At 63.5% G+C, this 26,449-nt stretch carries 23 protein-coding genes; 11 read left to right on the top strand and 12 right to left on the bottom strand.

Annotation, left to right across the window (positions count from 1 at the left end):
- Positions 1-127 precede the first annotated feature (127 nt).
- The 3 genes from IVB22_RS05200 to IVB22_RS05190 form a co-directional block, all read right to left on the bottom strand.
- Positions 128-1,018: an MlaD family protein gene (locus IVB22_RS05200; RefSeq protein WP_247516236.1), complete on the bottom strand. Its 891-nt coding sequence runs from the start codon at positions 1,016-1,018 to the stop codon at positions 128-130.
- Between the two features lie 116 nt (positions 1,019-1,134).
- Positions 1,135-1,905, bottom strand: a complete 771-nt coding sequence (locus IVB22_RS05195) for an ABC transporter ATP-binding protein (protein ID WP_247516235.1) — start codon at positions 1,903-1,905, stop codon at positions 1,135-1,137.
- Positions 1,906-1,907: 2 nt separating this feature from the next.
- A complete protein-coding gene (locus IVB22_RS05190) occupies positions 1,908-3,041 on the bottom strand; it encodes an ABC transporter permease (RefSeq protein ID WP_247516234.1) in 1,134 nt (377 codons plus the stop codon).
- Between the two features lie 143 nt (positions 3,042-3,184).
- On the opposite strand from IVB22_RS05190, the gene dgcA reads away from it, so the two are divergent.
- Positions 3,185-4,180: an N-acetyl-D-Glu racemase DgcA gene (gene dgcA / locus IVB22_RS05185; RefSeq protein WP_247516233.1), complete on the top strand. Its 996-nt coding sequence runs from the start codon at positions 3,185-3,187 to the stop codon at positions 4,178-4,180.
- Here the strand turns inward: dgcA and IVB22_RS05180 are convergent.
- Entirely contained in the window at positions 4,150-5,349 is a 1,200-nt protein-coding gene (locus IVB22_RS05180; protein ID WP_247516232.1) for an MFS transporter, read from the bottom strand. The genes dgcA and IVB22_RS05180 overlap by 31 nt on opposite strands.
- Before the next feature lie 76 nt (positions 5,350-5,425).
- On the opposite strand from IVB22_RS05180, the gene IVB22_RS05175 reads away from it, so the two are divergent.
- From IVB22_RS05175 to IVB22_RS05155, 5 genes are all read left to right on the top strand, one after another.
- Entirely contained in the window at positions 5,426-6,688 is a 1,263-nt protein-coding gene (locus IVB22_RS05175; protein ID WP_247516231.1) for a hypothetical protein, read from the top strand.
- 147 nt (positions 6,689-6,835) lie between these two features.
- The gene (locus tag IVB22_RS05170; protein WP_247516230.1) at positions 6,836-7,777 is read left to right on the top strand and encodes a diacylglycerol kinase family protein; all 942 of its coding nucleotides are present in this window, start codon (positions 6,836-6,838) and stop codon (positions 7,775-7,777) included.
- 381 nt (positions 7,778-8,158) lie between these two features.
- On the top strand, positions 8,159-8,680 hold the full coding sequence (locus tag IVB22_RS05165) for a DUF1269 domain-containing protein (RefSeq protein WP_247516229.1): 522 nt from the start codon (positions 8,159-8,161) through the stop codon (positions 8,678-8,680).
- A 36-nt stretch (positions 8,681-8,716) separates the two neighbouring features.
- Positions 8,717-10,447: a metallophosphoesterase gene (locus IVB22_RS05160; RefSeq protein ID WP_247516228.1), complete on the top strand. Its 1,731-nt coding sequence runs from the start codon at positions 8,717-8,719 to the stop codon at positions 10,445-10,447.
- A gap of 316 nt (positions 10,448-10,763) precedes the next feature.
- Complete coding sequence (locus tag IVB22_RS05155) at positions 10,764-11,900, top strand: OpgC domain-containing protein (protein ID WP_247516227.1); 1,137 nt, start codon at positions 10,764-10,766, stop codon at positions 11,898-11,900.
- A gap of 78 nt (positions 11,901-11,978) precedes the next feature.
- Here the strand turns inward: IVB22_RS05155 and IVB22_RS05150 are convergent, their stop codons facing one another.
- Positions 11,979-13,010 carry an AI-2E family transporter gene (locus tag IVB22_RS05150; RefSeq protein WP_247516226.1) on the bottom strand — a complete coding sequence of 344 codons (1,032 nt, stop codon included), beginning with the start codon at positions 13,008-13,010 and terminating at the stop codon, positions 11,979-11,981.
- 162 nt (positions 13,011-13,172) lie between these two features.
- Between IVB22_RS05150 and IVB22_RS05145 the strand changes: the two genes are divergently transcribed.
- Entirely contained in the window at positions 13,173-14,816 is a 1,644-nt protein-coding gene (locus IVB22_RS05145) for a caspase family protein (RefSeq protein ID WP_247516225.1), read from the top strand.
- A gap of 74 nt (positions 14,817-14,890) precedes the next feature.
- On the opposite strand, the gene IVB22_RS05140 is transcribed toward IVB22_RS05145, so the two are convergent.
- The 4 genes from IVB22_RS05140 to thiD form a co-directional block, all read right to left on the bottom strand.
- Positions 14,891-15,880 carry a threonine/serine dehydratase gene (locus IVB22_RS05140; protein ID WP_247516224.1) on the bottom strand — a complete coding sequence of 330 codons (990 nt, stop codon included), beginning with the start codon at positions 15,878-15,880 and terminating at the stop codon, positions 14,891-14,893.
- Between the two features lie 53 nt (positions 15,881-15,933).
- On the bottom strand, positions 15,934-16,992 hold the full coding sequence (locus IVB22_RS05135; protein ID WP_247516223.1) for a glycosyltransferase family 1 protein: 1,059 nt from the start codon (positions 16,990-16,992) through the stop codon (positions 15,934-15,936).
- Entirely contained in the window at positions 16,989-17,801 is an 813-nt protein-coding gene (locus IVB22_RS05130; RefSeq protein ID WP_247516222.1) for a UDP-2,3-diacylglucosamine diphosphatase, read from the bottom strand. The genes IVB22_RS05135 and IVB22_RS05130 overlap by 4 nt, the downstream gene beginning before the upstream one ends.
- A gap of 278 nt (positions 17,802-18,079) precedes the next feature.
- Positions 18,080-18,880, bottom strand: a complete 801-nt coding sequence (gene thiD / locus IVB22_RS05125; protein WP_247516221.1) for a bifunctional hydroxymethylpyrimidine kinase/phosphomethylpyrimidine kinase — start codon at positions 18,878-18,880, stop codon at positions 18,080-18,082.
- A 146-nt stretch (positions 18,881-19,026) separates the two neighbouring features.
- On the opposite strand from thiD, the gene IVB22_RS05120 reads away from it, so the two are divergent.
- The 3 genes from IVB22_RS05120 (at position 19,027) to IVB22_RS05110 (ending at position 21,457) form a co-directional block, all read left to right on the top strand.
- Positions 19,027-19,272, top strand: a complete 246-nt coding sequence (locus IVB22_RS05120; RefSeq protein ID WP_214492143.1) for an Lrp/AsnC ligand binding domain-containing protein — start codon at positions 19,027-19,029, stop codon at positions 19,270-19,272.
- Between the two features lie 69 nt (positions 19,273-19,341).
- Positions 19,342-20,418 (top strand): Ldh family oxidoreductase, encoded by a 1,077-nt coding sequence (locus IVB22_RS05115; RefSeq protein WP_247516220.1) that lies wholly within the window; start codon positions 19,342-19,344, stop codon positions 20,416-20,418.
- Positions 20,419-20,644: 226 nt separating this feature from the next.
- Positions 20,645-21,457: a J domain-containing protein gene (locus tag IVB22_RS05110; protein ID WP_247516219.1), complete on the top strand. Its 813-nt coding sequence runs from the start codon at positions 20,645-20,647 to the stop codon at positions 21,455-21,457.
- Between the two features lie 21 nt (positions 21,458-21,478).
- Here IVB22_RS05110 and IVB22_RS05105 read toward each other — a convergent pair whose 3' ends face one another.
- Complete coding sequence (locus IVB22_RS05105; protein ID WP_247516218.1) at positions 21,479-22,414, bottom strand: cytochrome c; 936 nt, start codon at positions 22,412-22,414, stop codon at positions 21,479-21,481.
- Positions 22,415-22,581: 167 nt separating this feature from the next.
- Here IVB22_RS05105 and IVB22_RS05100 point away from each other — a divergent pair, with 167 nt between their 5' ends.
- A complete protein-coding gene (locus IVB22_RS05100; protein WP_247516217.1) occupies positions 22,582-23,004 on the top strand; it encodes a CHRD domain-containing protein in 423 nt (140 codons plus the stop codon).
- 272 nt (positions 23,005-23,276) lie between these two features.
- Here the strand turns inward: IVB22_RS05100 and IVB22_RS05095 are convergent, their stop codons facing one another.
- A complete protein-coding gene (locus IVB22_RS05095; protein ID WP_247516216.1) occupies positions 23,277-23,720 on the bottom strand; it encodes a cytochrome c in 444 nt (147 codons plus the stop codon).
- 109 nt (positions 23,721-23,829) lie between these two features.
- Positions 23,830-26,139: a xanthine dehydrogenase family protein molybdopterin-binding subunit gene (locus IVB22_RS05090; protein WP_247516215.1), complete on the bottom strand. Its 2,310-nt coding sequence runs from the start codon at positions 26,137-26,139 to the stop codon at positions 23,830-23,832.
- Positions 26,140-26,449 lie beyond the last annotated feature (310 nt).

Here is a 26,449-nt window from a genome sequence, read left to right as displayed (position 1 = left end):
AGCAAGGCGACGAAGCAATTCATACCGTCCGCGCGGAAGCTATGGATTGCTTCGCTTGCAATGACGCGGCGAAAGCGCTGCTTCGCAGACAACGACGGAGCGAGGCGAGCTATTCGCCATTCGCCGCTTACTGCCGCTTCTGCCCGCTCGGCGCCCTCGGGGCCGCCGGTGGTGGCGCCGGTGGCGGCGGCGGCGGTGCTGCCGCCTGGCTGTTGCCCCCGCCAAAAATCACCCGGGTCGGGTTGCGGTCGAAATTGTTCACGGCGCGGCTGATGTCGGAAAGGGTGCGGCGGCCATCGGCCATCAGCGCGCCCGACCGCTTGTCGAAATCCTCGGCGAGTTCGCGGATCGACTTGACCATTAGATTCAGCTCGCCGCCGGCGGCCCCGCCCGCGATCGTGTTCAGCCCGAGCATGAGACTGTCGGCCTTGCCCATCACGCCATCGACCCGGAGCATGACGTTGTCGATCTTCTCGGAATTGCGCGCGAGCGCGGCCGTGAAGGTCTCGAGATTCCGCAGCGAGTTCTTCACCGATTCCTGGTTGTCGGCGACGATCCGGTTGACGTTCTGCAACGTGGCGCGGATGGACTCCGTCACGTCCTGCAGCGCACTCGGATCGGCAGTCAGCATCGGCACGCCATCCTCGTCGAGCGGCACGGCAGCCGCGTTTTCCTCGCCGCCCTTCAGCGATATCGCCGCGACGCCGGTCAGTCCCTGGAATTCGAGGCCGACGAGCGTGTCCTTGCGGATCGGGGCGTTGTTCTCGACCATCGCCAGTGCGACCACCCGCCGCGGGTTGTCGAGCTTGACCGACACAACCTCCCCTATCCGGATACCGTTGAAATTCACGCTGCCGCCATTGCGCAGGCCGGATGCCGGGCCTTCGAACACGATGCGGATCGGACTGCGCTGCTTGGTGGTATGCAGGCTCTGAAACCACAGCACGAAGCCCAACGCCGCGGCGATCACTGCCAGCGTGAAGGCCCCGATCAGGACGTAATTCGCCCGCGTTTCCATAACTCAAGGTACTCCGGAACCTGGGTCTGTTCAGCTTCGCCGATCAGACCTGTCATTTATCGCTTGTTTGAGCATGATCTCATCAAAAACCGGTGCCCGCTTCGTGATCATGCTCTCTAGCCCATGACCGCGCGGGCGCGCTTGCCGTGGAAATATTGCCTCAGCCAGGGATGCTGCGAGGCCTGCATGTCGGCAATCGATCCTGCTGCAATGATCTTACCGTTCCCTAAAACCGCGATGCGGTCGCAGGCCGTATAGAGGCTGTCGAGATCATGGGTTACCATGAAAACGGTCAGGCCCAAAGTGCGCTGCAGGGTGCGCACCAGTTCGTCGAAGTCCCCGGCGCCGATCGGATCGAGCCCCGAGGTCGGCTCGTCCAGGAACACGAGTTCGGGATCGAGCGCGAGTGCGCGCGCCAGCGCCACGCGCTTGATCATGCCGCCCGACAATTCGGACGGATAGCGGTCAGCGACCTCGGGCCGCAGGCCCACCATGCCGAGCTTGGCCACCATGATCTCGTCGAGCAGCCGCTGCGAGACCTTGAGATATTCGCGCACGGGAAACTGGATGTTCTGGCGCACCGTGAGCGAGGAGAACAGCGCGCCCTGCTGGAACAGGATGCCCCAGCGGCGCTCGACGCCGCGGCGCTCCGCGGCACTCGCCGCATCGAGATCGACGCCGAACACCTCGATGCTTCCGGCGACCTTGGGCACGAGACCGATGATGGTGCGCGTCAGCACCGATTTTCCGGCGCCCGACGGACCGACAAATCCCAAAATCTCGCCGCGCTTGACGTCGAGGTTGAGCCCGTCGAGCACCCGCGTCTTGCCGAACTGCACGGTGATGTCGCGAACCCGGATGATGGCGTCGGAAATTTCGTCCGCCATGGTCACATTCCGATCGATGCGAAGAAGATGGCGAACACGCCGTCCATCACGATCACGAAGAAGATCCCCTTCACCACCGAGGACGTCGTGTGCTGGCCGAGCGACTCGGCGCTGCCCTGCACCGCCAGTCCCTCGACGCAGGCGACGATGCCGATCACCGCGGCCATCACCGGCGCCTTGATGATACCGACGATGAAATGGTCGATCGAGATGGCGTCGCGCAGCCGCAGCAGGAACGCTTCCGGCTCGACGCCGCCATAGAGCCACGCCACCAGCCCGCCGCCGTAAAGCGCCGCCATCGCACCCAGAAACGCCAGGATCGGCAGCGCCAGCACCAGCGCGAGCATCCGCGGCAGGATCAGAACCTCGATCGGGTCGAAGCCCATGGTGCGCAGCGCGTCGATCTCCTCGCGCATCTTCATCGAGCCGAGTTCGGCGGTGTAGGCCGAGCCCGAGCGACCCGCCACCATGATCGCCACCAGCAGCACGCCGATCTCGCGCAGCACCAGCACGCCCAGCATGTCGACCACGAAGATGTCGGCGCCGAATTTGCGGAAATGGAAAATGCCCTGCTGCGAGATGATGCAGCCAATCAGGAACGTGATCAGCACCACGATCGGCACCGCGCGCCAGCACACCTGCTCCAGATGATGGATGGTCGAGGTCAGGCGGAAGCCGCGCGGGCGAATGAGGACATGGGCGGCCGCAGCGAGCACCGCGCCCAGCATGTCGATCAGCCCGATCAAGGTGCCGCCGACGCCGGCCACGGTGCGGCCGATCTGCTCCAGCATGCCCGTGATCGTCACCCTATCGGTTTCGACGATCGGCTCGGCCTTCACCCGGCGCACCTCGTCGACCAGGCTCGAATAATTGGCCGAGAGCCCGGCGATCTCGCCCTCGACGCCGCCCTGGGTCAGGCTTCGCCGCAGCCGCTCGATCAGCCAGGCTCCGAACGTGTCGAGCTTCGATACCTGGGAGACGTCGATGAAGATATTGGGCCGGGTGCCGCCGAGCTTCTCGGCGTCGGCGACCATTCGTTCCAGCATCGGCGCAAAGCGGGCCGTCCACGCGCCGGTCGCGCACAGCGCCAGCTCGTTGCCCCTGGCTATCCGCTCCAATGTCGGGTTGCCGCTCACGATGCCCACCCTTCGGCCGGTACGCTTACCGATGCAAAACGCTTAGGTTCCGCACGCCGTATTGCCTTGTCGAATCTGTCCCTAACCAGCCATAGTTGGTAGCGGCGAGCAAGCTTGCGGTTCAGAAAATTGCAGATTTTAAAATGACTTCCAGCCTATCTCGAAACCTTGCCGTCAGCATCGAACGCTGGCCGATCGCAGGCGCTTTCACCATCAGCCGGGGCGCCAAGACCGAGGCCGTCACGGTTGTCGCGACCGTCAGCCATGACGGCGAAAGCGGCCGCGGCGAGTGTGTGCCCTACCCCCGTTACGGCGAGACCCCGGAAGCAACACTTGAAGCCCTTAATGCGATGCAGGAACCGCTGGCGAAGGGACTGGACCGCACGGCCCTGCAGGAGGCGATGCCCGCGGGCGCCGCCCGGAACGCGCTGGATTGCGCACTGTTGGATCTCGAGGCCAAGCGCTCTGGTCAACGGGTCTGGACCCTGCTCGGCCGGCCGGCACCGCGTCCCTGCACCACCGCCTTCACGATCTCGCTCGGCACGCCGGAGGCCATGGCGGCAGCCACCGCGAAGGCCGCGCACCGGCCGCTGTTGAAGATCAAGCTCGGCGGCGACGGCGATGACGAGCGGATATCGGCGGTACGCAAAGCGGCTCCGGAATCCGAACTGATCGTGGACGCCAACGAAGCCTGGACGCCGGACAATCTCGAATACAATTTGGCCGCCTGCGCCAACGCCGGCGTCACGCTGGTCGAGCAGCCGCTGCCGGCCGGGCGGGATGAGGCGCTGGCGCGCATCAAGCGCCCGATTACGGTCTGCGCCGACGAAAGCGTGCATGACCGTATCTCGCTCCAAGGCCTTCGCGCGCGCTACGACGCCGTCAACATCAAGCTCGACAAGACCGGCGGGCTGACGGAAGCGCTCGCCATGGCGGACGCCGCGCAAGCGCTCGGCTTTGAAATCATGATCGGCTGCATGGTCGCGACCTCGCTGGCGATGGCGCCGGCCATGCTGCTGGCGCAACAGGCCAGATTCGTCGATCTCGACGGTCCCCTCTTGCTGGCGCGCGACCGCGATGGCGGGCTGCGCTACGACGGCAGCCTGGTCTATCCGCCGGAAGCCGCCTTGTGGGGCTGATGCGAGAGCCGGTCCCGCGCCAGCCAGATCACCAACCCGCCTAGCGCGGCCATGACAGCCATCACGTAATAGATGCCTTGCCCCCAGGTCCCATAGATCGTGCCCGATGCGACCGACGCGAGTCCGGCGACGATGCCGCCGCAGGCGGTCAGATAGCCCTGCGCCCTTGCCATCACGTGGCCGGGCACGTGATGCAGCATCAATCCCATGATTCCGACCTGCGTCAGCCCGAAGCTCAGCGCATGCGCGAGCTGGACGATCGCGAGAACGGCCAGCGGCGGGTCCTGCGCCGTTATCGCCCAGCGCGCGGCGGCGCTCAGTGCCGCGATCACCACCAGCATCGACGGCTTCAGGGTAAATCGCGGCGATAGCGCAAACAGCACGATCTCGGCAATCACGCCCAGGACCCACAGCGCCGCGATCGTCAGCCCGTCATATCCCGCCTGTTGCCAGGCAATCGACGCGAAAATGTAATAGGCGGCATGGCTGCCCTGGATCAGCGCCGACGCCACAATGATCGCGATAAAGCCGCCGTCACGCAGCAGCGCGCTCGCGCTGCCGGTGGCCGGACGAGCGGTCCTGGTGTCGTCCAGCGGCTGCAGCGCGAGGCTGGCCAGCGCCCCGATCGCCGCCGAGCCGGCGATGATCCAGATCAGATTTCGGGCGGCGATGAGGTCGAGCAGCGCCCCGCAGACCAGGGCGCCGAGGACGAAGGCGGCCGAGCCCCACAGCCGCAACGGTCCGTAGTTGAGGCCATAGCGCTTCACGCCCCGCAACGCATAGGCATCCGTCAGCGGCACCATGGGCGTCCACAGGCAGCAGGTCAGGGCATAGATCAGGAACACCAGCACCGGCAGATGCTGGGTGCCCAGGATGAAAAATCCCAATGCGGTGGCAAAGGCGGTCACGATGATGCCGCCGCGCAAGGCCTGGCGCCGTTCCGCAAAGCCCGTCACCAGCGGCAGCACCGTAAATCGGGTCACCGAGGGAACGGCCGTGATCAGCCCTATCCAGAAAGCATCGATCCCGACGGCCTTCAACCAGACCGTGAAAAACGGCAGGTGGGTGCCGGTCATACCGAACAGCGTGCCGTAAAATAGCGCCATCCGCGTCGCGAAACGCCTGGATGCACCTTGAGAAGCTGTGGGGATTTGTGATTCGCTCTGCATCAATTCAATTGCGATTCGGGCAATATCGTGTTGTTTCGTTATCGCAATGCGCGCTGATTTGCGCGAAGAGTTTGACATGGCCGACGAAGCATTCGCCCTTTCGCCGATCTCAGCACGCGCCGCGCTGCCGGGCGAGGAAGACTATGCGGCGATCGCCGAAGCCTTCATGGAGACTTCGCGGGGCCGCTGGTTCCTGACCGAATACGCCAAGCGCAACCGCAATGCCGACACCCGCATGGTGCTGGATGCGGTGGCGCGGATCGAGCAAAGCCTCACCGCCCAGCGGGAAGAGACCCTTGAGCGGGAGGCAAGCCTCCAGCGGGAGGAAGGCCTTTCGGCGCAGCAGGCGGCCGAGGCCGTCGCCGCGGCGGCCGCGGCGCAGGAACGCCTGACCGAGGCGCTCGCCGCCATCCGCCATTCGGTCGAGGCTGCCGAGGAATCGGCGGTGGAAGCGCTCGACAGCCTCGCGCTGGAACAGCGGCTGGCGCCGGTCCGCAAGGGCGCGCGGGTGCTGCGGGAAATCGCCTGGCGGTTGCGCGAAATCGGCAATGACGGGCGGATCTGCGACCTGATCGATTCGCAGGTCACCGTCATCGAAAAGGGCACCGACCAGTTCTCCTCAGAAGAGGCGAGAGTGGCGCTGCGTGCGGCCTTTGCCGCCCTCCAGGGCCGGCTTGTGGAATTCGGCGACGACGACAGCTCCTCACTGGTTGCCGAGACCGAAGCGGCGGCGCCCTTCCCGGCCGCGCCGGAAATGGCCGCGGCGGCACAGCAATCTGCCGAGACACCATCCGCTTCGCTGGCCACGCCCGCCGAGGCCGCGCTTGCGGCGGTGGAAGCCATGCTGACGCAACCGGAAATGCCGCCGGCCGCCGAGGTCGCCACTGCCGAGGAAGCGGCTGTCCAGGAAATCGCGGTCCAAGAAGCTCCTATCCAGGACACCCAAGACGCCGACGCCCAGGACGAGGCGGTCCTCGACATGATCGCGATGGAGATGGGCGCGCCTGATCCGATCAACGACGACGAGATCGCCGAAGCGGCAGCCGAGCAAGCCCGTCTGGCGGAGCCTGCGCCGACCGCTGCCGTGATCGTCGCAAAAGCGCCCGAACCGGTCGCTGCGCCGGCGCCGCCGCCGGTTCAACAGGTGATTCAACCGCCACCGCCGCCCGCCGCCACACCGGCCCCTGTGCCACCAGCGCCTGTGCCGGCTGTGGAAATGTCGCTGGGCTCGAGCCTCATCGCGAGCGGCATGGTGCGAAAGCCGGTCACCGCGGCCAACGACCCGCTGGCGCCGATCCGGCGCATGAGCCAGGCCGAGAAGATCGCGTTCTTTTCGTAAAAGGCTCTGCGTCGCCGCTCGAAGCTCTTCCAGCTTCCATAACGCGCCCGCAGCATTTGTTGCATCTGCGAATAGTTCGCTTTCCGGTTGATTCGCTCTTCCGCCGAGGTCAAGTTGGCGCGATTGTCTTCGCAAGCGGAGATCGCCTTGAAAACCAGGATCATCGTCAATCCGATGGCGAACAAGGGCCGTTGCGGCAAGCGCTGGCCGCAGATTCGCGCCGAACTCGAAAAGCATCTCGGCCCGATCGATGACGACGACATTGCGATGACCCGCGCGCCCAATCACGCGACGAAGCTGGCGCGAGAAGCAGTCGATGCCGCCGGTTGCCGGCGCCTGATCTCCGTCGGCGGCGACGGCACCTTCAGCGAGATGATGAACGGCGTGATCGCGGACGACCGGCCGATCGCGTCCGACCTGGTGCTGGCGCAACTGCCGGGCGGCACGTCGAACGAACTCTCCCGCTCCTTCGGCCAGCTCTCCTTCGGCGAGGCCAGCAAGGCCATCGCCATGGGCCACACCCGCGACATCGATGTATTCCGCGCCGACGCCAAAGGCTACGCGGGCGGCCAGGTGACGCGCTACGGCTTCGTGCTCGCCATCGTCGGCGCCGCCGCCACGATTTCCTGGCGTGCCCAACGCGTGCCGCTCCTGAAGCGGCTCGGCCCGCTCAGCTACGTCCTGATGACGGCGTTCACGTCGCTGACCTACAGTCCGCGCCGGTACCGTGTCAGAATCGACGACGAGGCCGAACAGAACCTGCCGATGTGGTCCTTGATGTTGTGCAGTTTCGATGGCGCGGGCGAAGGCCTGATGCTCGCGCCGGGCGCCGACCCCAGTGACCGCAAGCTCGACCTGATCATGGTCGGCGAGATGGGGCGCTGGGAAAGCCTGACCAAGATCGTTCCCAACATCGGCGACGGCAGCTATCTGGCGCACCCGAAGGTCTCGCGGCGGCATGCGACGCGGATCACCATCGACAGCGATCGCATGGTCCGCGCCGACGTCGACGGCGAAATCGGACAATTGCCGATGTCGGTCACGGTGCTGCCGTTCCACCTCAAGGTGGCGGCGGTCAGTCGGACCTAGCGAACCCTGACTACGCAGCGCTGGTAGTGGGCTTCCACGCATAGGCCAGCCACCTGATCCCGTGAGAAATCAGGTCGATGCCCAGGAGGAATCCGAGCACAGGGGGAACCATTCAGTCAATTTGGCGCCAATTTGATTACAGAGTCGCCGCGAACCGTGATCCGTTCGCTGGCAAGTTGTGATACCGTGATGCCTGTGCCGCACGGCCGCTGGTCAATCCGCGGCTTTCCGGGATGATCTCGCCGCCGTCGGACATTTGCCATCGGCAGTTGACGCAACGGAAGCTCCGCTGCGACTGCAACAGCTTTTAGGAGTGTCGATCCGTCAACAGCGCCCTGTGCCGCCGATATCATGTCCATCATAGAGTTGGAGGATACGGAGATGTCAGATCTAGTCGCGATCATCTATCCATCCGAAGCAAAGGCCGAAGAGGTGCGGCAGCGCCTGTTCAAGCTGCAAAAGGAATACCTGATCACGGTCAGCGATGCCGTGATTGCAGTGAAGACGGAAGCTGGTCCCGTCAAGCTGAACCAACTCGTCAATACGACGGCGATAGGAGCCGCATCAGGCACATTCTGGGGACTTTTGATCGGCGTGATCTTCCTCAATCCCATACTTGGCGTTGCCTTGGGCGCGGCATCCGGAGCCCTCGGCGGCGCCCTGTCTGACTACGGCATCAATGACGGTTTCATGAAGGAACTGTCGGGGAAACTGCAGCCCGGCAATGCCGCGCTGTTCGTGCTCATCAAGAATATAACTGCGGACAAGGTGCTGCGGGAGATTCAGGACGCGGGAGGCACCGTACTCAAGACATCTCTCGATGACAGCAAGGAACAGAAGCTTCGCGACGCGCTCGCCAAGGCGAGCACCGAGCCGGCAGCGCCTAAAACAGACGCCGCTTGAGCGGGGCGACCGAAGCCCGCCAGCACCCGGGACAGCATGCTGATCGATCCGCGCCACGGCGATATCGAGGACGATGCCGCCAGTCCCGGGCAGCGGTCCCTGCTCGCGATCGCCGGAAGCCTGCTGGTCGAAATCAGTTTGCCCAAACTGCTGTTTGCCTGGACGGTGTTGCTGTTGTTGCCGGCAGTGCTTCTGGGTCTGGCGCCGCTGCTGGTCTCCGCCTGGCTATCAACCTTGTCGGAAAAGCTTGCCGCACTGACCGGGATCGGCACGACCCTCGCCTTGCTCGCGATCGTCGCGGTGGGATGGATTGGATGGCGACCGCTGTTCCGGATCGCTGAGGTCAATTTCTGGTCGCTCAACGCGCTCGCCGTGCAGCCCGGCTACGCATTCAGCCGCGAAGCGCTGCGCCACCTGACGGAGCGGATATGGGGCAGGAAGCTGACCATCGCCGGCCGGGCAAGCTTGCGCAGCGCCAATTCGGTTGGGGCGGGCATCGTGCTGTCCGCCTGCGCGGTGCTGATTGCGATCGTGGCCTGGCCTGCCTCGCGCTGGACGGGCGGCTGGAACGACCTCGTCTTGCTGCATCGCCTCGCAGTGCCGACGCTGGCAAATGCCGTCGTGCTGGTGTCGGGCTATCTGGCGGTCGCATCGCTGATGTGGGGATTTGCGGATGCCAGCATGCAACAACCCGTCGACCTCGCCGCGTTCGATACGACCTCATCCAGGGGGCGACGCTGGCGCGTTGCGCACCTGTCGGACCTTCATGTCATCGCCGAACAATATGGCTTCCGCATCGAAAGCGGACGGGCGGGCCCGCGCGGCAACGGCCGGCTCGAGCGCGTCCTGACGCATCTCGCCGCCATTCACGAGACCGATCCACTCGACCACATTCTCATCACCGGCGATATGACTGATGCAGGCCGCGCCAGCGAATGGGCCTCATTCCTCGACGCAATGGCGCAGCATCCGGAACTTGCCGCGCGCACGGTCATGTTGCCGGGCAATCACGACGTCAACATCGTCGACCGCGCCAATCCGGCCCGGCTCGACCTGCCGTTCAGCCCAGGCAAGCGGTTACGGCAAATCCGCACTTTGTCGGCGATGGCGGCCGTGCAAGGCAATCGCGTGCGCGTGGTCGATGCCGTGGGAAAACCCAACGTAACGCTGAACGAGGCGCTGGCGCCACACCGCGATGCGATCGTGGCGCTTGCGGAGCATGGCGGCCTGCGCCGTGTAGTGGAGCTGCGTGGCCTGTTCGACGACCAGTTTCCGATGATCCTGCCGCCGGAGGCGGAAGACGGCCTCGGAATAGCCATCCTGAACTCCAATGCAGAAACCCACTTTTCCTTCACCAACGCGCTCGGGCTGGTCTGCGTCGAACAGATGCATCGCTGCGAGGCGGCGATCCGCCATTATCCGGCGCCACGCTGGATCGTCGCGTTGCACCACCATGTGGTGGAGTATCCCATGCCGGTGAAGGCATTCTCGGAACGCATCGGTACGGCGCTGATCAACGGCAGCTGGTTCGTCCGCAGGCTGGAAGCGCTGGCCGGTCGCACCGTGGTGATGCACGGCCACCGCCATATCGACTGGATCGGCGCATGCGGCTCGTTGAAGATCATCTCCGCGCCCTCGCCGGTGATGAATGCGACCGATGATGCGGCCACGCATTTCTATATTCACACGCTGGCGGCTGGGCCAGATGGACAGCTTGGTCTGCTGCCGCCGCAGCGCGTGGAGATTGCCGGCGAGAAAAATTCCTAGGGCATACACTCATAAATTCGGGTGATGATGTGCCCGACCCTGGTGTCGGCTTCGCCTCCGTCCCGATTGTCTCATCCCAACGAGCGTTGATCTAATCAGCTCTGAAGAGTCGGAAAGTCTAACGACATCCACTCCGAGAACCAGACTGCAGGACGGCGAAACGCACTACTCGCGCAACTCAAACGATCACGTGCAAAGCCGACAAAGCTCAACGCTCGCGCGCAGATTCACCTTAAAAAATAAGGCCTTGAAGGTGAACGAGCTCACACCAGGAGCTCGAGCGGCAGGTCCATTTTGCTGGCTTGGGACGATCCAGATGCACGACCGAGTTACCATCCCTAAGTTTGCGGTCGGCGAATTGCCGGAGCTGAAAGGCCAAGGCCGCGACCTGCGAATAGACGCCTGCCGAGGCATCGCGCTTTGGTTCATCTTTCTTGACCATGTTCCCAACAACATCGGAACTTGGCTGACGTTGCGGAACTACGGCTTCAGTGATGCCGCGGAAGTGTTCATGTTCATCTCGGGCGCAACCTGCGCGCTGGCTTACGGCCGAGCATGGCGCTGCGAGGGCTGGACCGGAGTGATCAGCCGAACGCTGCGGCGAAGCTGGGACATTTATGTCGCATTTCTGCTGCTCACGCTCGCCTGCGTCATCCTGGTTCACCTCGCAGGCCGTCTTGCTGACGAGAGCAATACGCGTATCTTGCTGGACCATCCTGGCGCGACGCTCGCGCGCGCGGCGATCCTGCAATACCGTCCCGTCAATACCGACGTGTTGGCGGTGTTCGTGCTTCTTCACCTCTTGTTCGCACCGCTGCTGTGGCTGCTGATGCGAGTGCCGAACGCGACGCTTGGCGCCTCGCTAGCACTTTATGTGTTGGTGCACGTCTTTGGCTGGACCGTCCCGGCTTGGCCGAACGGCCACTGGTATTTCAATCCGCTGGCCTGGCAGCTGCTGTTCGTGCTTGGCGCGTGGTGGATGATCGAGGACAAGAGGCCCCGGCCGTGGGTGACGTCGCGCACGACGCTTGTGCTTGCCGTCCTGTATCTGCTCTTCAGCTTGGTCATCGCACTGAGCTGGCGCATCAAACCGCTGGAAGCACTGATTCCGCAGGAGCTGGCGAGACTGTTTCACCCATTGGACAAATCGAATCTCGATCCATTGCGACTGCTGCATTTTTTGGCCATAGCGGTTTTGGCGGCATGGCTCGTGCCTCGCAATTGGCGAGGGCTGACGACACCGGTAATGCGCGGCGCGATCCGCTGTGGCCAGAACTCGCTGCCAATCTATTGCCTCGGCGTCCTGCTCACGTTCGCCAGCCACGTGGTGCTGCTCGACATTTCAGGCGGACTTGCGATGCAGATAGCATTGAGTCTCGCAGGCATCGCAGCGATGATCGCGACCGCAACACTGCTGAACTCGATCAGCATCAAACCCAGGCAGCGATCGTAATATTTGGACACTGCGATCAGCGAGAATGTCTATGAAAGAAGAAGAATGCCGTTCTTGCGGTTCTTATGAGCAAGCGTCCTAGCGCTTTCGCTTCATCTGATCTGGTCCGCCGAACAGATCGGCGACCCAGCGGCTTGACGGGTGCGCGGCGCAGAAGGTCAGAATTGCGAGCGCGATCGGCACGCCGATGAAGGTCCCGAACAGGCCCCACAGGAACGTCCAGAAGAAGATCGAGAACAGCACGACGACGGGCGAGATCGACAACATCGTTCCGGCCACCCGCGGCTCGATGTAGCTGCCGACCACGAACTGAATGACATTGAGGCAGACGAAGAGGCCCAGGACCGCAGGCCAGCTCTCGAACTGCGTCATCGCCAGCAGGGTCGGAAACAGCGTTGCGACGAAGGGACCGATGAACGGGATATAGTTGAGCACGAAGGCGATCACGCCCCACTCGAATGCAAATGGCAGCCCGGTAATCGCAGCGAAGATACCGACCAGCAGACCGGTCACCGCGCTCATCTTCGTCCGCACCAGCAGGTATCTTCGAAATTTCGCCGCGGTGGCGGCGCTACCGTCGAGCAGCAGGTGTGCTGCAGTACGGTTATCCAGCCGCTCGATCTTCTGCCTGACGTTCTCGACTTCGAGAAGTCCGAGCATGACGTAAATCAGCGCAATCACCCAGAAGCTGAGCGTGGTATTGACGCGCCCGGTGACGTACTGCGTCGCGCGCAGCAGCCAGCCTACGTTGAAATGTTCGGCCCAAAGCCCCGCCACCGAGACGCCGTGGCCGTCCAGCCAGGTCACCATCGACGAATAGAGGGCCTGGTACCGCGGCAACTCCGCGACCAGCGATCGTCCGACGCGGCCAAATCCCCAGGCTGCGAGGGAGGCAAAGCCGAGACAGACCGCCACCGTGACGACGACGGTAATCGCCAGCGCGACAAGCTTCGGCATCCACGCCTGCAGCTGCTTCTGGACCGGCCACACGATGGCGATGATGAAAATGGCCGCCGCAAGCGGCGCGAATACCCTGCTCGCCTGCGCCAGCGCCGCGATGACCAGCACCGCCGCGATGATTCCTGTGGTGGTCTTTAGCCCGAAGCCCATTTTGGGTTCCTTCGACCTTCCAGCAACCCGAGATTGTCAGTTGCGCCGGACGGCGGCAAGGGCGACGGCGCCTCCCGCAACAACGTGATCGGAGTCACGTACAATAACGCCCGCCTGAACATAGCGTGCTTCCCAATCTCCAAGGAGAGAAGGAGCACCGCCATGTCCCGTTTTAAGTCATTGCTGCTATCTGCCAGCCTGCTGGCAGGCCTGTTGGGCTTCGCCGGCGCTGCTTTCGCCGAAGCTCCCAATGCCGATATCCGCAACGGCATGCAGGCACCGCCCGCCGAACAGCGGGTCGCGCTGGTCATCGGCAACTCGAATTACCAGATCGCGCCAAAGCTCGCCAATCCCGGCAACGACGCGCAATCGATGGCGCAGCTCCTGAACTCGGCAGGCTTCGAGGTCACCCAGGCGACCGACCTGACGCGCAGCGACATGGTCAGGGTCGTGCAGGATTTCTCAGCCAGGGTGGCCGAGCGCGGTCCTCGCACCGTCGCCATGATCTACTATGCCGGCCACGGCGTGCAGGTGGCGGGAGAGAACTATCTGCTTCCAGTCGATGCAAAAATCTCTTCGCCATCGGACCTTGATGGCAATTCGCTGCGGTTGGTCGACATGATGGGCACGCTGGAATCCATCTCGAGCCGGATGCGCATCGTTGTGCTCGACGCCTGCCGCAACAATCCGTTCCCGGAAGTCAACGATAAGGGACGAGGCCTTGCCATTGTCGATGCGCCGAACGGCTCGATTGTCGGCTACTCGACCGCGCCTGGTATGGAAGCGCAGGATGGAGACGGCAACCACAGTCCGTATACGTCCGCGTTCCTGAATATCGCGCGTGAACCGAACCTGCCGATCGAGCAATTGTTCAAGCGTATCCGGCTCGAAGTGAACAACACGACGAAAGGCAAGCAGACGCCGTGGGAAAGCTCGTCGCTTACCTCCGACTTCTATTTCTTCGGCGATACCGCGGTTGCTTCGGGCCGCGCACCGGATCGCCGGCCGATCATGCAGGCTGCGGCCAATCTGCCGTCGCGTTCGGTGCGTCAGGCCTACGACTACGTGCTGTCGGAAGGCTCGCCCGAACATTATGAGGAGTTCATCCGTCTCTACCCGCATGATCCGCTGTGCGACCACATCCGCGTGCTGCTCGGCAACCTGCAGGTGGCAAAGGCGTGGCACAAGACGGTGCTCGCGAACTCGCCGTTCGCCTACAAGACCTTCCACGACAATTACGCCAACAGCCCGTACGCCAAGTCCGCGTTGAAGCTGCAGGGTGCGCCGAAGGCCGTGCCGCTGATGCAGTTCACGCATCTGGCGAAGCAGTCGCCGACGTTCAAGCCGGGCAACATCGGCAACTCACCCGCCCTCGGCATCTCCAGGCACAATCTTGGTGTCCACGCTCACATGCCGGTGACGTCGAAGATCGTTACGCTGCCGGCCAAGGGCATGACGACAAACAACCTTGCCAATGGCCGCAACAAAGTCGGCAACATGGGCAAGGTCACGACCCTGCCTGGCAAGATCAAGCCTGGCCCTGTCAATGCCGGCAACAACAGCGGCAACACCGGCAAGTTCTCGAGATTGTCCGGCAGGTTCAACAACAATCCGGCACGGCTCACCAACAGGCCCATGGTCAACACCGCGCCGCGTCATTTCAACAGCGGTATGGGCGGCGGACGTTTCAGCCAGAGCTTCGCCGCAGGCCCATCCCGCGGTTCATTCGGCGGCGGCGGTTCGTTCGGCGGCGGCCGCTCGTTCGGCGGCGGCTTCGGCGGCGGCGGCGGCTTCGGGCGGCGCTGACTGGAGGAGAGCTTCGTCAAATGCGAAACCGGGCAGAGCACATGCTCTGCCCGGTTCCGTTTGAGACGGGATGATCAGGCGACCAGCTTGGCGAACAGGTCCGCGTCGACATTACCGCCGGAGAGCACGATGACGACGTTCTTGCCCCTCGCATCGATGCGGCCGGCGAGCAGTGCGGCGAGACCGACGGCGCCGCCAGGCTCTACCACCAGCTTCAATTCCCGATAGGCATAGGCGACCGCCGCGCCGACTTCCTCGTCGGAGGCGATCACGCCATTCGCCAGCAGCTTGCTGTTGATCGAGAAGGTGAGCTCGCCTGGCATCGCCGCCATCAGCGCGTCGCAGATCGTGCGGCCGGCGGCGTGATGGGCCTCGCGATGCCCTGCGCGCAACGACAGGCCATGATCGTCATAGTCCTTGGGCTCGGCGACGATCACCTGCGCTTGCGGAAATTTTGCCTTCACCGCCGTCGCAACGCCGGCGATCAACCCTCCGCCCGATGCCGGCGCCACCACGATATCGGGGACGAGCCCGAGCGCCGCCATGTCCTCGGCGATCTCGCGGCCCGCGGTGCCCTGGCCGGCGATCACGAAGGGATCGTCATAGGGGCGCACCAGCGTCGCGCCACGCTTGCTGGCAATGCCGTTGGCGATGGCCTCGCGGTCTTCCTTGTCGCGGTCGTAGAGCACCACCTCGGCGCCATAGCCCTTGGTGCGCTCGCGCTTGGTGATGGGAGAGTCCGCAGGCATCACGATGGTGGCCTGCATGCTGAGGATCTGCGCCGCCGCCGCCACGCCCTGGGCGTGGTTGCCGGAAGAGAATGCGACCACCCCGCCGCCGCGCTTGTCCTGCGGGATCGAGGCCAGCTTGTTGAAGGCGCCGCGGAACTTGAACGATCCGGTCCGCTGCAGCATTTCGGGCTTCAGAAAGACCTTGGTCCCGACGCGTTCATTGAGAACGGGGAACGACAGCAGCGGCGTCCGCACCGCAAAGGGCGCGACCACCTTGGCGGCGGCCTCGATATCAGCCGCGCCAATGGGTGGATTTTGGATGGATTCTGGCATCCGCCATTTGTATCGCGGTCGCAGACTGGCGAGCAAGACGATTTAGCGTGAACTCAGGCCACGAGATGCGGATTATCAGCCACAAATTCGGCCTCCTCGCCTTCGGACAGGACGGGGCGAACATTCAGGGCATGCTCGACAAAAACCCGCGCGGAGGCCTGCCAGCTGTAGCCAGCGGCGAATTCGACGCAATCTTGCCGCGAAATCTGCAGCGCTTCCAGGCAGGCCGCGCGCAGATCGTCGTCCAGGACGCCGACCGGCGCCGAGCCGATCACGTCGCGCGGACCGGTGACCGGAAAGGCGGCAACCGGCAGGCCACTGGCCAGCGCCTCCAGCAGCACCAGGCCAAACGTGTCGGTCCTGCTGGGAAATACGAAAATATCGGAGGCGGCGTAGATTTCGGCCAGTTCCTCGCCATGCCTTGCGCCCAGGAAGACGGCATCCGGATATTTCCGCTCCAGCGCCGCGCGCGCCGGCCCGTCGCCGACGATGAGCTTGGTGCCAGGCAAATCGAGGTTGAGGAAGGCCTCGAGATTCTTTTCAACCGCGACGCGCCCGACGCAGAGGAACACAGGCATCGGCAGGCAGAGATCGGTGCTGCGCGGATGAAACAGCGAGGTATCGACGCCGCGTGACCACAGCACCACGTTGCGAAAACCGCGCATGCGCAATTCGGCCGCCAGCGCCGGCGTTGCCGCCATCACCGCTTGGCTCGGCCGGTGGAAGGCGCGCAGCGCCCGCCACGTCAAGGATTCCGGAATCGGCGAACGCGCCGAAACATATTCGGGGAAGCGGGTGTGAAAGCTCGTGGTGAATGGCAGGCCCCGCTTGCGGCAATAGCGCCGCACCAACAGCCCGATCGGACCTTCGGTCGCGATATGAATGCTGTCGGGCTTTGCCGCCTCGATCAGTTTTGCGATTTTTGCCGGATACGGCAGTGCCAGCCGCAGATCGGGATAGCTCGGCATCGCAAAAGTGCGAAACGATTGCGGCGTCAGGAAACTCACCTCGACGCCAAATCCCTTGGCCGCCTCGGCCATCATGGTCAGCGTCCGAACCACCCCGTTGACCTGGGGATGCCACGCATCGGTCGCGACCAGGATATGCGTCATGCGGCGCGCGCCGCGACGCGGGGAACGGGTAGCGCCTTCCGCTGCGGATCGGTCCAGGTAATGATTTCAAACCGGCCGTCCTCATGTTCGGCGAGTGCGGTGCAGCTTTCCACCCAGTCGCCGCAATTCATGTAGCGGATGCCGTGCTCGTCGCGGATGGTGGCGTAGTGAATGTGGCCGCAGATCACGCCGTCGGCGCCGTGCCGCCGCGCCTCGCCGGCCAGCGTTTTCTCGAACGCGCCGATATAATTCACGGCGTTCTTGACCTTCAGCTTCGCCCATTGCGACAGCGACCAATAGGGCACGCCGAACATGCGCCGGAAGAAGTTGACGAGGCGATTCATCTGGATGGCAAAGTCATAGGCCTTGTCGCCGAGATGGGCGAGCCAGCGCGCGTTCTGCACGACGAGATCGAAGATGTCGCCGTGGATGACGAGGTAGCGTTTGCCGTCGGCGCCCTCATGAATGGTGTTTTCCACCACGTCGATGCCGCCGAAATGCGTGCCGTAATAGTTGCGCAGGAACTCGTCGTGATTGCCCGGCACGTAGATGACCTTGGCGCCCTTGCGCGCCTTGCGCAGCATCTTCTGCACGAAGTCGTTGTGCGATTGCGGCCAGTACCAGCCCGACTTCAGCGCCCAGCCATCGACGATATCACCGACAAGATAGATGGTGTCGGCGTCGTGGCTCTTGAGGAAGTCCAGCAATCGATCGGCTTGCGAGCCGCGGGCTCCGAGATGGACGTCGGAGATAAACAAGGTGCGAAAACGCCGTTCCGGGCTGTCTTCACTCAAGGAGTCACTACCCATACCTGTCCCCTGACAGATTTCTGTGACAGGGCGATGACTAGTTCACGCGACCCATAGCCCCACGAGAATCAGTGTCGCGCCCCGTAGTTTGCGGATAACAGCGCGATGCGACAGCCAAGCGACATGAGAGCGGCAACATCGCAGCGTCGTCCCTGCGAACGCAGGGACCCATACGCCGCGGCACCAATTGTTTTGGAGGACGTCAGCCATCTCGCTTCTATCGATAGGACAACGCGGTATGGGTCCCTGCGTTCGCAGGGACGACGGCGGATGGGACTTCAATAAAACTTCTGAAAATGATGGATCGGGCCGTGGCCATGCCCGACGCTGAAGCGATCTGCAGCGGCAATGGCAGCGCTGACGAAGGCCTTGGCCTTGCGCACGGCGCTCTCCATGCCCTCGCCCTTTGCCAGTCCCGCGGCAATCGCCGAGGAGAGCGAGCAGCCGGTGCCGTGGGTATTTTTTGTGGCGATGCGCGGCGCGGCGAGTGCGATGACACCAGAGGAGTCGATCAGATAGTCGATGCTCTCGGCGCCCTCGCCGTGACCGCCCTTGATCAGCACCGCCTTGCAACCCAGAGCCAGCAATCGCCTGCCTTGTTTCTCGACGGCGGCTTCGTCGGCCGCCACGCCCTCGTCGAGCAGCGCTGCGGCTTCCGGCAGATTGGGCGTGATCACCGACGCCAACGGAATGAGCTTGGTCCGCAGCGCGTCGACCGCTTCCGTGGCGAGCAGCCGGTCGCCCGAGGTTGCGACCATCACAGGATCGAGCACGACATGCTTCGGCGACCAGCGCGCCAGCCCGGCGACGATGGCATCCATAACCGGGGGCTGCGCCACCATGCCGATCTTGACCGCGCCTACCGCCAGGTCCGAAAACACCGCGTCGATCTGCGAAGTCACGAACTCGGCCGGCACCTGGTGGATGCCGCTGACGCCTTGGGTATTCTGCGCGGTCAGCGCCGTGATCACGGAGGCGCCGTAGACGCCGAGCGCGGCAAACGTCTTCAGGTCAGCCTGGATGCCCGCTCCTCCAGAGGAATCGGAGCCGGCGATGGTCAGCGCAATCGGCGTCGTCATCAGAAGTCTCGTGAAAATGCTGTGTTCAGGGCCATGTCTTGTCCTAAGCGGCCTGTCCTAACGCGCCCTCCCGTTGGCGGCAAGCTGGCTTGCCATCCCCTGTGGTTTTTGGCCTATTGGGGCCAACATTTTTGGAGACGACAGCGATGGTTCCCTTCTTCGTCCAGTTCAAATGCAAGCTCGGCCAGTCCTATGCTGTCGCCAATGCGCTCGCGGAGGCCGAGATCGCCTCGGAGATCTATTCCACCGCCGGCGATTACGATCTGCTGGTTAAATTCTATGTCGATAACGACACCGACATCGGCCATTTCGTCAACGAGAGGGTGCAGGTGATTCCGGGCATCCAGGACACCCACACCATCATTACGTTCAAGGCGTTCGGCACAGGCTAGCAACGGCTGTCCCGCCTGCCCGCCGTCGACTTCGCCCGGCGCGCGGCTACCGCCCGCAGGCCTCTGGGAGTGCCCGTCCTGTCCGAGACATCAGTTACTTTTGGCCGGTTGAAAGCCTTCATTGAGCAAGCGCTCGTCGCGGTGGGCTTGCCGGACGACGATGCTGCTGTTGTCGCGGACCTGATGGCGGCGGCCGACCTGCAGTGGTCGGACGGGCACGGCGTCAGCCGGTTGCCGCAATATGTCAGGCGGATCAAGGCCGGCGGCTTCAACGTCCGGCCGAACATCCATGTCGTGCACGAGCACGCCAGCACGGCGGTCCTGAACGGCGACAACGGCATGGGCCACCTCGTCATGAAACGCGCGGCCGAGATGGCGATCGAAAAGGCGCGCACTACCGGAATAGGCTGGGTCAATTCGCAGTTCAGCAACCACGCCGGTCCCGCCTCGCTCTACGCCACGATGCCGCTGGCCCATGACATGATCGGGCTCTACTTCGCGGTCGGCAACGCCAATCACCTTCCGCCCTGGGGCGGCCTCGACATGCTGCTGTCGACCAATCCGATCGCAGCGGCGATTCCAGCCTGCGACGAAAAACCGATCGTGCTCGACATGGCGACGACGGTCGCCGCCTACGGCAAGGTGAAAACCAAGGCGTTGCGTGGCGAGACCATGCCGGAGGGCTGGATGATCGATCGCGAAGGCAAGCCGCTGACCGACCCGAAACGCGCCGACGAAGGCATGTTGCTGCCGCTCGGCGGCATGGAGGCCGGCTACAAGGGCTATGGCCTGGCGATGGTCATCGGCCTGCTCGCAGGCACGCTCGGCGGCGCCGCGATGGGCCGCGACGTGATCGACTTCAATCACGACGACGACAGCGTCACCAACACCGGACAAGCGATCGCCGCGATCAACATCTCAGCCTTTGGCGACCTCGCCGTCTTCAAGCGAAGCGTCGATGCGCTGGTGCGCGACTTCCGCAACAGCCGGCGCATGCCCGGCGTGGACCGCATCTGGGTGCCCGGCGAACGCAGCCATGAAACGCGCCTGAGGCGGACCAGCCTTGGCATTCCCATAGCGCCTGCGCTGCTGCGCGGACTGGACCAGGTCGCCGACGAGCTGGGAATAGCGAGGCTCGTGAGTTAAGCCGCGTCCTGGCGCGAGCGACCGCCGTTGGAGGGCTCCGCGCCCGCCTGATACACCCAGTGCAACAACCTCCACGGCAGCGGATGGTTAACGCCGTTAACCATGGCATGCTTTTGCCATAAGAGGATCATTCTACCGCCTTGATATTTTTGATTACCTAAGGCGTCGTCAATCGGAGGCTCCGCGGCGGGGGACATCCGAGGGGGAAATAGTCGCGAGTACCACCATGGGGACGTTATACGATTTGCTCGGAGCGCTTCCGAGCGATGACGCCGAGGGGCTGCGGACGGCGTTCCGCAAGGCCGCGAAGGCTACACATCCCGATATCAATCCCGACAATCCCGATGCTGCGCTGCGGTTCAGGGAGCTGGTGCGCGCCTATGACATCCTGACCGATGTCGAGCAGCGCGAGACCTACGATGAACTGCTCGCCATTGCGCTCCAGCCGCCGGCCACGAAGGCCGTGCAGACCTACGAGACCGTGCGCAAGGTTGCCTCCAACACGATGGCGGCAACGGTCATTTCGGCGGTGCTGGTCGGAGGCTACGTCCTGTTCGGGCTGTTTTCAAAGCCACCCGGCGCAGCGGAAATCACGACCGACAGGACCATCGGCGAAGCGCAAGTCGTCGCAGCGCTGCATCCTGACGTCACCGCTTCGGATGAACCGCGCGTCCAGCGCGAGGGGGAGCCATCGACCGTCGGCGCCATCGTGACATCGGCGGTTACGCCCGCAGCGAAAGAGGCAAACGCTGCGGCCATCGGCCGTTTCGAACCTGTCCCAGGATTCGTCTCATACAATCTGGCGATTCAATATTATCCGCGCTTCGCAACCGCCAATTTCGACCGCGGCATCGTTCTGTATCGCGTCGGAGATCTCGACCCGCTCGCGGCTTTAGCTTCGCCGAAGCCTGCCACCGAACCGAAGCGGGCCAAGATCGCCACACCTGCGCCGCGCAAGCCGCTGTCGCTCGTGCCTCCTATTGCGTCCCCTGCGCCGCCAGAGAGGCGGATGCCGATCACCGCGGCCTTGACGCCCTGATCGCGGGCGGCAACGCGCCGGTCATGACTTCTCGGCGTCCTTTGCCTTCTTGGGCCGCGGCGGTCCCTCGACCGGCGGCAGCGACTTCAGATACTCCGCTATGGCGGCGCGGTCCTCCGGCGGCAATTGCGACGTGTTCCTGATCACGCGCGCCATCGAACCGCCCGCGGTGTCACCGTCAGGCGTTTGCCCGGTTTCGAGGAAGTAGGCGATGTCCTTTGCGCTCCATTCGTCCAATCTCTTCTGAGTGATGTTGGGCACCCAGCCCTCGCCCTCCGGATTGGGCCCGCCTGCGAAGCGTTGCGCCTCGACGATGCCACCGAGGAAGTTGCGCGGGCTGTGGCACTCGGCGCAATGGCCCAGACCGTTGACGAGATAAGCGCCGCGATTCCATGACGCCGAATGTGAGGCGTCCGCCGTGAAAGGCTTGCCGTCCATGAACAGCCATTTCCAGATGCCGACGTTGCGGCGGATGTTGAATGGAAACGGCACGTCGTGGTCGCGCGGCTTGCCGGCGACCGGCGCCAGCGTCTTCAGGTAGGCAAAGAGGTCGCGGACGTCCTCGACTGTCGCATGCTGGTAGGACGCATATGGAAAGGCCGGAAAATAATGCGCGCCATCCGGTGAAGTCCCCTTGAGCACCGCCGTCACGAAATCCGCTTCGCTCCACCGGCCGATACCGTAAGTGGGATCAGGCGAGATGTTGGGGACGTAAAACGTCCCGAACGGCGAAGGCATTGCAAGCCCGCCGCCGAGCTTCAACCGATCGGGCTGGTTCGGAACGGCGTGGCAAGAGGAACAGCCGCCGGCATTGAACGTTGTGACACCGTTGGCGAGGTTCGGCGTGTAAGCAGCAAGCGAGGTCGGGGCAACAACCGCCGGGACCGTCAGCCACCAGAAGATGCCGGCGCCGGCAGCGCCAGCCAAAATCAAGCCAAGGAGGATTCGTCGCAGCATTCACCGATCCGTTATCAAGCGTCGCAATTCAGTGATTAGTATGAACGCACTTTGCGCCATAGGCTTCCACGAAATTTCGCGGCGTTCGTTGTCGTTTCGGGAATAAATTCGTGAAGTCGTTGTTTTGAGGCTGACACCGCCGTTTGATGTCAACAGGGAGAAACACCATGTCGAACAAGACCATGCTTGTCTCGCTTGCGCTGGGGGCAGCGATGGCGTTTGCCGGGCCCGCCTTTGCCGACAAGATGAAGGCGACGCTCGACGGCAAGGCCCAGGTGCCGCCCAACACCAGCGCGGCCAAGGGCACCGCCGACATCGATTACGATCCTGCCAGCAAGAAGCTGAGCTGGAAGCTGAGCTATTCCGGCCTGTCCGGCCCCGCCACCGCCGCGCATTTCCATGGCCCCGCAGAAGCCGGCAAGAACGCCGGCGTTGCGGTCGCCATTCCCAATGCGACGTCGAGCCCGGTCGAGGGCAGCGCGACACTGACCGATGCGCAGGCCGCAGACCTCGTGGCCGGCAGGTACTACGTCAACATTCACACCGCGGCCAATCCGGGCGGCGAAATCCGCGGCCAGGTAACGAAGTAGACTTCGCATTTGCGCCGAAGCAAAAAGGCGGACGCATCAAGCGTCTGCCTTTTTCGTTTTAGTCGCACTGAAGACAGTAACCACAAATCTTCGTTTTAGTCGCACTGAAGACAGTAACCACAAATCGTCGTCCCGGCGAACGCCGGGACCCATAATCCCGGTCGTCTATTGCTGAGCGACGCCGTCGGCGATCATACTCGACAATAGCCGCCGCGGCGTAAGGGTCCCGGCTCCTTATGCGCAATTGCGCACAGGGCCGGGACGACCAATCATCAGCCTTTCACGCGGAAGGTCTCATGGCAGTTGCCGCATTCCTTGCCGATCGCGGGCATGGTTGCTTTCAGCGAATCCAGATCCTTGATCTTTGCCTTGGCCTCGGTGACCGTTTTGGCGAAGCTTGCAATGGCTGCGTCGAAACCGGCCTTGTCGCTCCAGATCTTCGGTGACGGGCTGTAGTCCCCCTCGAACTTCACGCCCTTGAGGCTGGCGGGAAACAATGTAGGAAGCTTCTTGGCGGTGTCGTCGAACTGGCCGATCGCGGCGTTGACGGTCGCCTGATCGTAGGGCTTTTCGCCCTTGACGATCGCTGCCAGGGCGCCCGCGTTCTTTCCGTTGCCCTTCATCATGGCCTGGGTTTCCTTGACCTGATCCTGCTGCGCGGCCAACGCACCAATGCCGAGCAACAACGCTCCTGCAACCACGACAATCCGCATCATCGTCCGCTCCCTCTTGGGTTTTGAACGCGCCGGTCCGCAAAGGTGGAACCAGCGCCTATCGTTGTCGAACACCGCCGCCGGATTATCATTCCCGGCTAGCAGAAAATTGTCAGAGGCTGTGCCGGCGCTGGTGCTCGCGGATCGCAATCCAGACCCGTTCCGCGGTCGCCGGCATATCGATGTGGTCGATCTTGTACTCGCGCCACAACCCCTCGATGATCGCATTTACAACCGCCGGACAGGAACCGATCGCGCCGGCCTCGCCCGCGCCCTTGACGCCGAGCGGATTGGTCGTGCACGGCACGTTGTGGGTTTCGAAATGGAATGACGGGCCGTCGGATGCCCGCGGCACCGCATAATCCATGAAGGTGCCGGTGACGAGCTGGCCGTCGGTTGCGCTGTAGACCGCCTGCTCCATCAAGGCCTGGCCGATCCCCTGCATCGCCCCGCCATGCACCTGGCCGGCGAGCAGCAGCGGATTGAGCGTCACGCCGAAATCGTCGACGATAACGTAGTTGACGATCTTGATGATGCCGGTTGCGGGATCGATCTCGACTTCGGCGAGATGCGTGCCATTCGGATAGGTGCCGTCGGCCTGCGCGAAGGTCGCACTTGCATTCAGTTTCGCGGGATCGACGCCCGGGCGCTTCGCCAGGTCGGCAAAGCTGATCGAGCGGTCGGTGCCGGCGATGCGCACGAGGCCATTGCTGATCTCGAGGTCGCCGGCGCTGGTCTCCAGTGCCTCGGCCGCGATCTCCTTCAGCTTGCCGCCGAGATCGCGGGTCGCGCGTTCGACGCTGACTCCGCCGGTCGGGATCGACGCCGAGCCGCCGGTGCCGAGACCGGTGGCGATCTTGTCGGTGTCGCCCTGCAAGACGTGGACGCGCTCCGGCGGCACCCCGAACTGTTCGGCGACCAGTTGCGCGTAAGCCGTCTGGTGGCCCTGTCCGCTCGACTGGGTGCCGATCAGGATGGAGATGTCGCCATTGGGATCGAGTGCGACATTGGCGGTCTCCTCGCCCATGGTGCCGCACACCTCCACATAGCTCGCCAGCCCAATGCCCCGCACCAGTCCGGCCTTCTTCGCCGCCTTGGCGCGCTTCGGAAATTCCTTCCAGTTGGCGACTTCCATCGCGCGCTTCATGTGCGCGGTGAAGTCGCCGGAATCGTAGACCTTTCCGGTCGCGGTCGTGTAGGGCATCGCCTTCGGCGGAATGAAGTTCTTGCGCCGGATCGCGTCCGGCGTCAGCCCAAGTTTTCGCGCGGCCGCGTCGACCAGCCGTTCGATCACATACGCAGCTTCAGGCCGGCCCGCACCACGATAGGCATCCACCGGCACGGTGTTGGTGAACACGGTGCGAACGCGGCAGTGGAAGGCCTGGATGTCATAGAGCCCGGGCAGCATGCCGGCGCCGCCGTGTGGAATGTAGGGCCCGAAGGTCGAGAGATAGGCGCCCATGTCGCCCATCAGGTCGACGTCCATGCCTAAGAACTTGCCGTCCTCGGCCAGCGCCATCTTCGCGGTCGTGACGTTGTCGCGGCCCTGCGCGTCGCCGATGAAGTGATCGGAGCGGTCGGCGGTCCATTTGATGGTCTTGCGCAGCTTGCGCGCGGCCACCGAAATCAGCGCGTATTCGCGGTACGGAAACAGTTTTGTGCCGAATCCGCCGCCGACGTCGGGGCAGATCACCCGCATCTTTTCCATCGGCATCTTCAGCACCATGCCGCACAGGATCTCGCGCAGGCGATGGCTGCCCTGGCTGCCGATGGTCAGCGTCAGATGATCGCGCTTGGCGTCGTATTCGGCGACCGCAGCGCGGGTTTCCATGAAGTTGGTGATGACGCGCGGATTGACGATCGATACTTCGGCGACCGCATGCGCCTTGGCAAAGGCGGCCTCAGCCGCCTTCTTGTCGCCGATCGACACGTCGAACAACACGTTGCCGGGCTTGTCGGGCCAGACAAGCGGCGCGCCCTGCTTGACGGCGTTGACGACGCCGACCACCGAAGGAAGCGGCGTCCATTTGACGTCGATCGCCTCGATCGCGTCGCGGGCCTGGTCGATGTTATCGGCGACCACGAAGGCCACGGCATCGCCGACATGGCGCACCTCGTCCTTGGCGAGGATCGGATATGGCGGGCCGGTAAAGGGATCGGTTTCCAGGTTGAACAGACACGGCAGGTCGCCGAGATCGCCGACCTCGGCCGCGGTCAGAATCAGCGACACGCCCGGCATCCCGCGGGCCTTGGTGACGTTGATGGTGAATTTCGCGTGCGCATGCGGCGAGCGCAGCATCAGCGCGTGCATCGCAGGCTGTGGCGAATGGTCGTCGGTGTAGCGGCCCTTGCCGCGAATGAGCGCGTCGTCTTCCTTGCGGAGAACGCTTTGACCGACGCCGAATTTGATGGGAGCTGCCATCGTATCTCCAATTGCCGTTAGCGCGTGATGACTTTTCCTGGAAACGTCACCGCATTCACTTTTGTTGTTGAGCATGATCCTTTCGGAGAACCCGGTACCCGCGTTTTGGGATCACGCACCTGGAAGCGTTCTATATTGCAGCGGTTCGCGAGCCAGCGCAAACCCGCTTTCAGTGGCCACCACTATTCCAGCGGCCGGATTTTCCGCACCTGCACAACAAGAAAACTTGATGATGCCCGGCTCACAATGCCGGCGTTTTTTCGGCGGCAGACGCCAACTGCGTCAACGCGACCACCGCGCGACTTCTAGG

The organism is Bradyrhizobium sp. 190, assembly GCF_023073415.1.
Taxonomy (GTDB): Bacteria; Pseudomonadota; Alphaproteobacteria; order Rhizobiales; family Xanthobacteraceae; genus Bradyrhizobium.
This window is presented reverse-complemented; position numbering and strand designations above follow the sequence as displayed.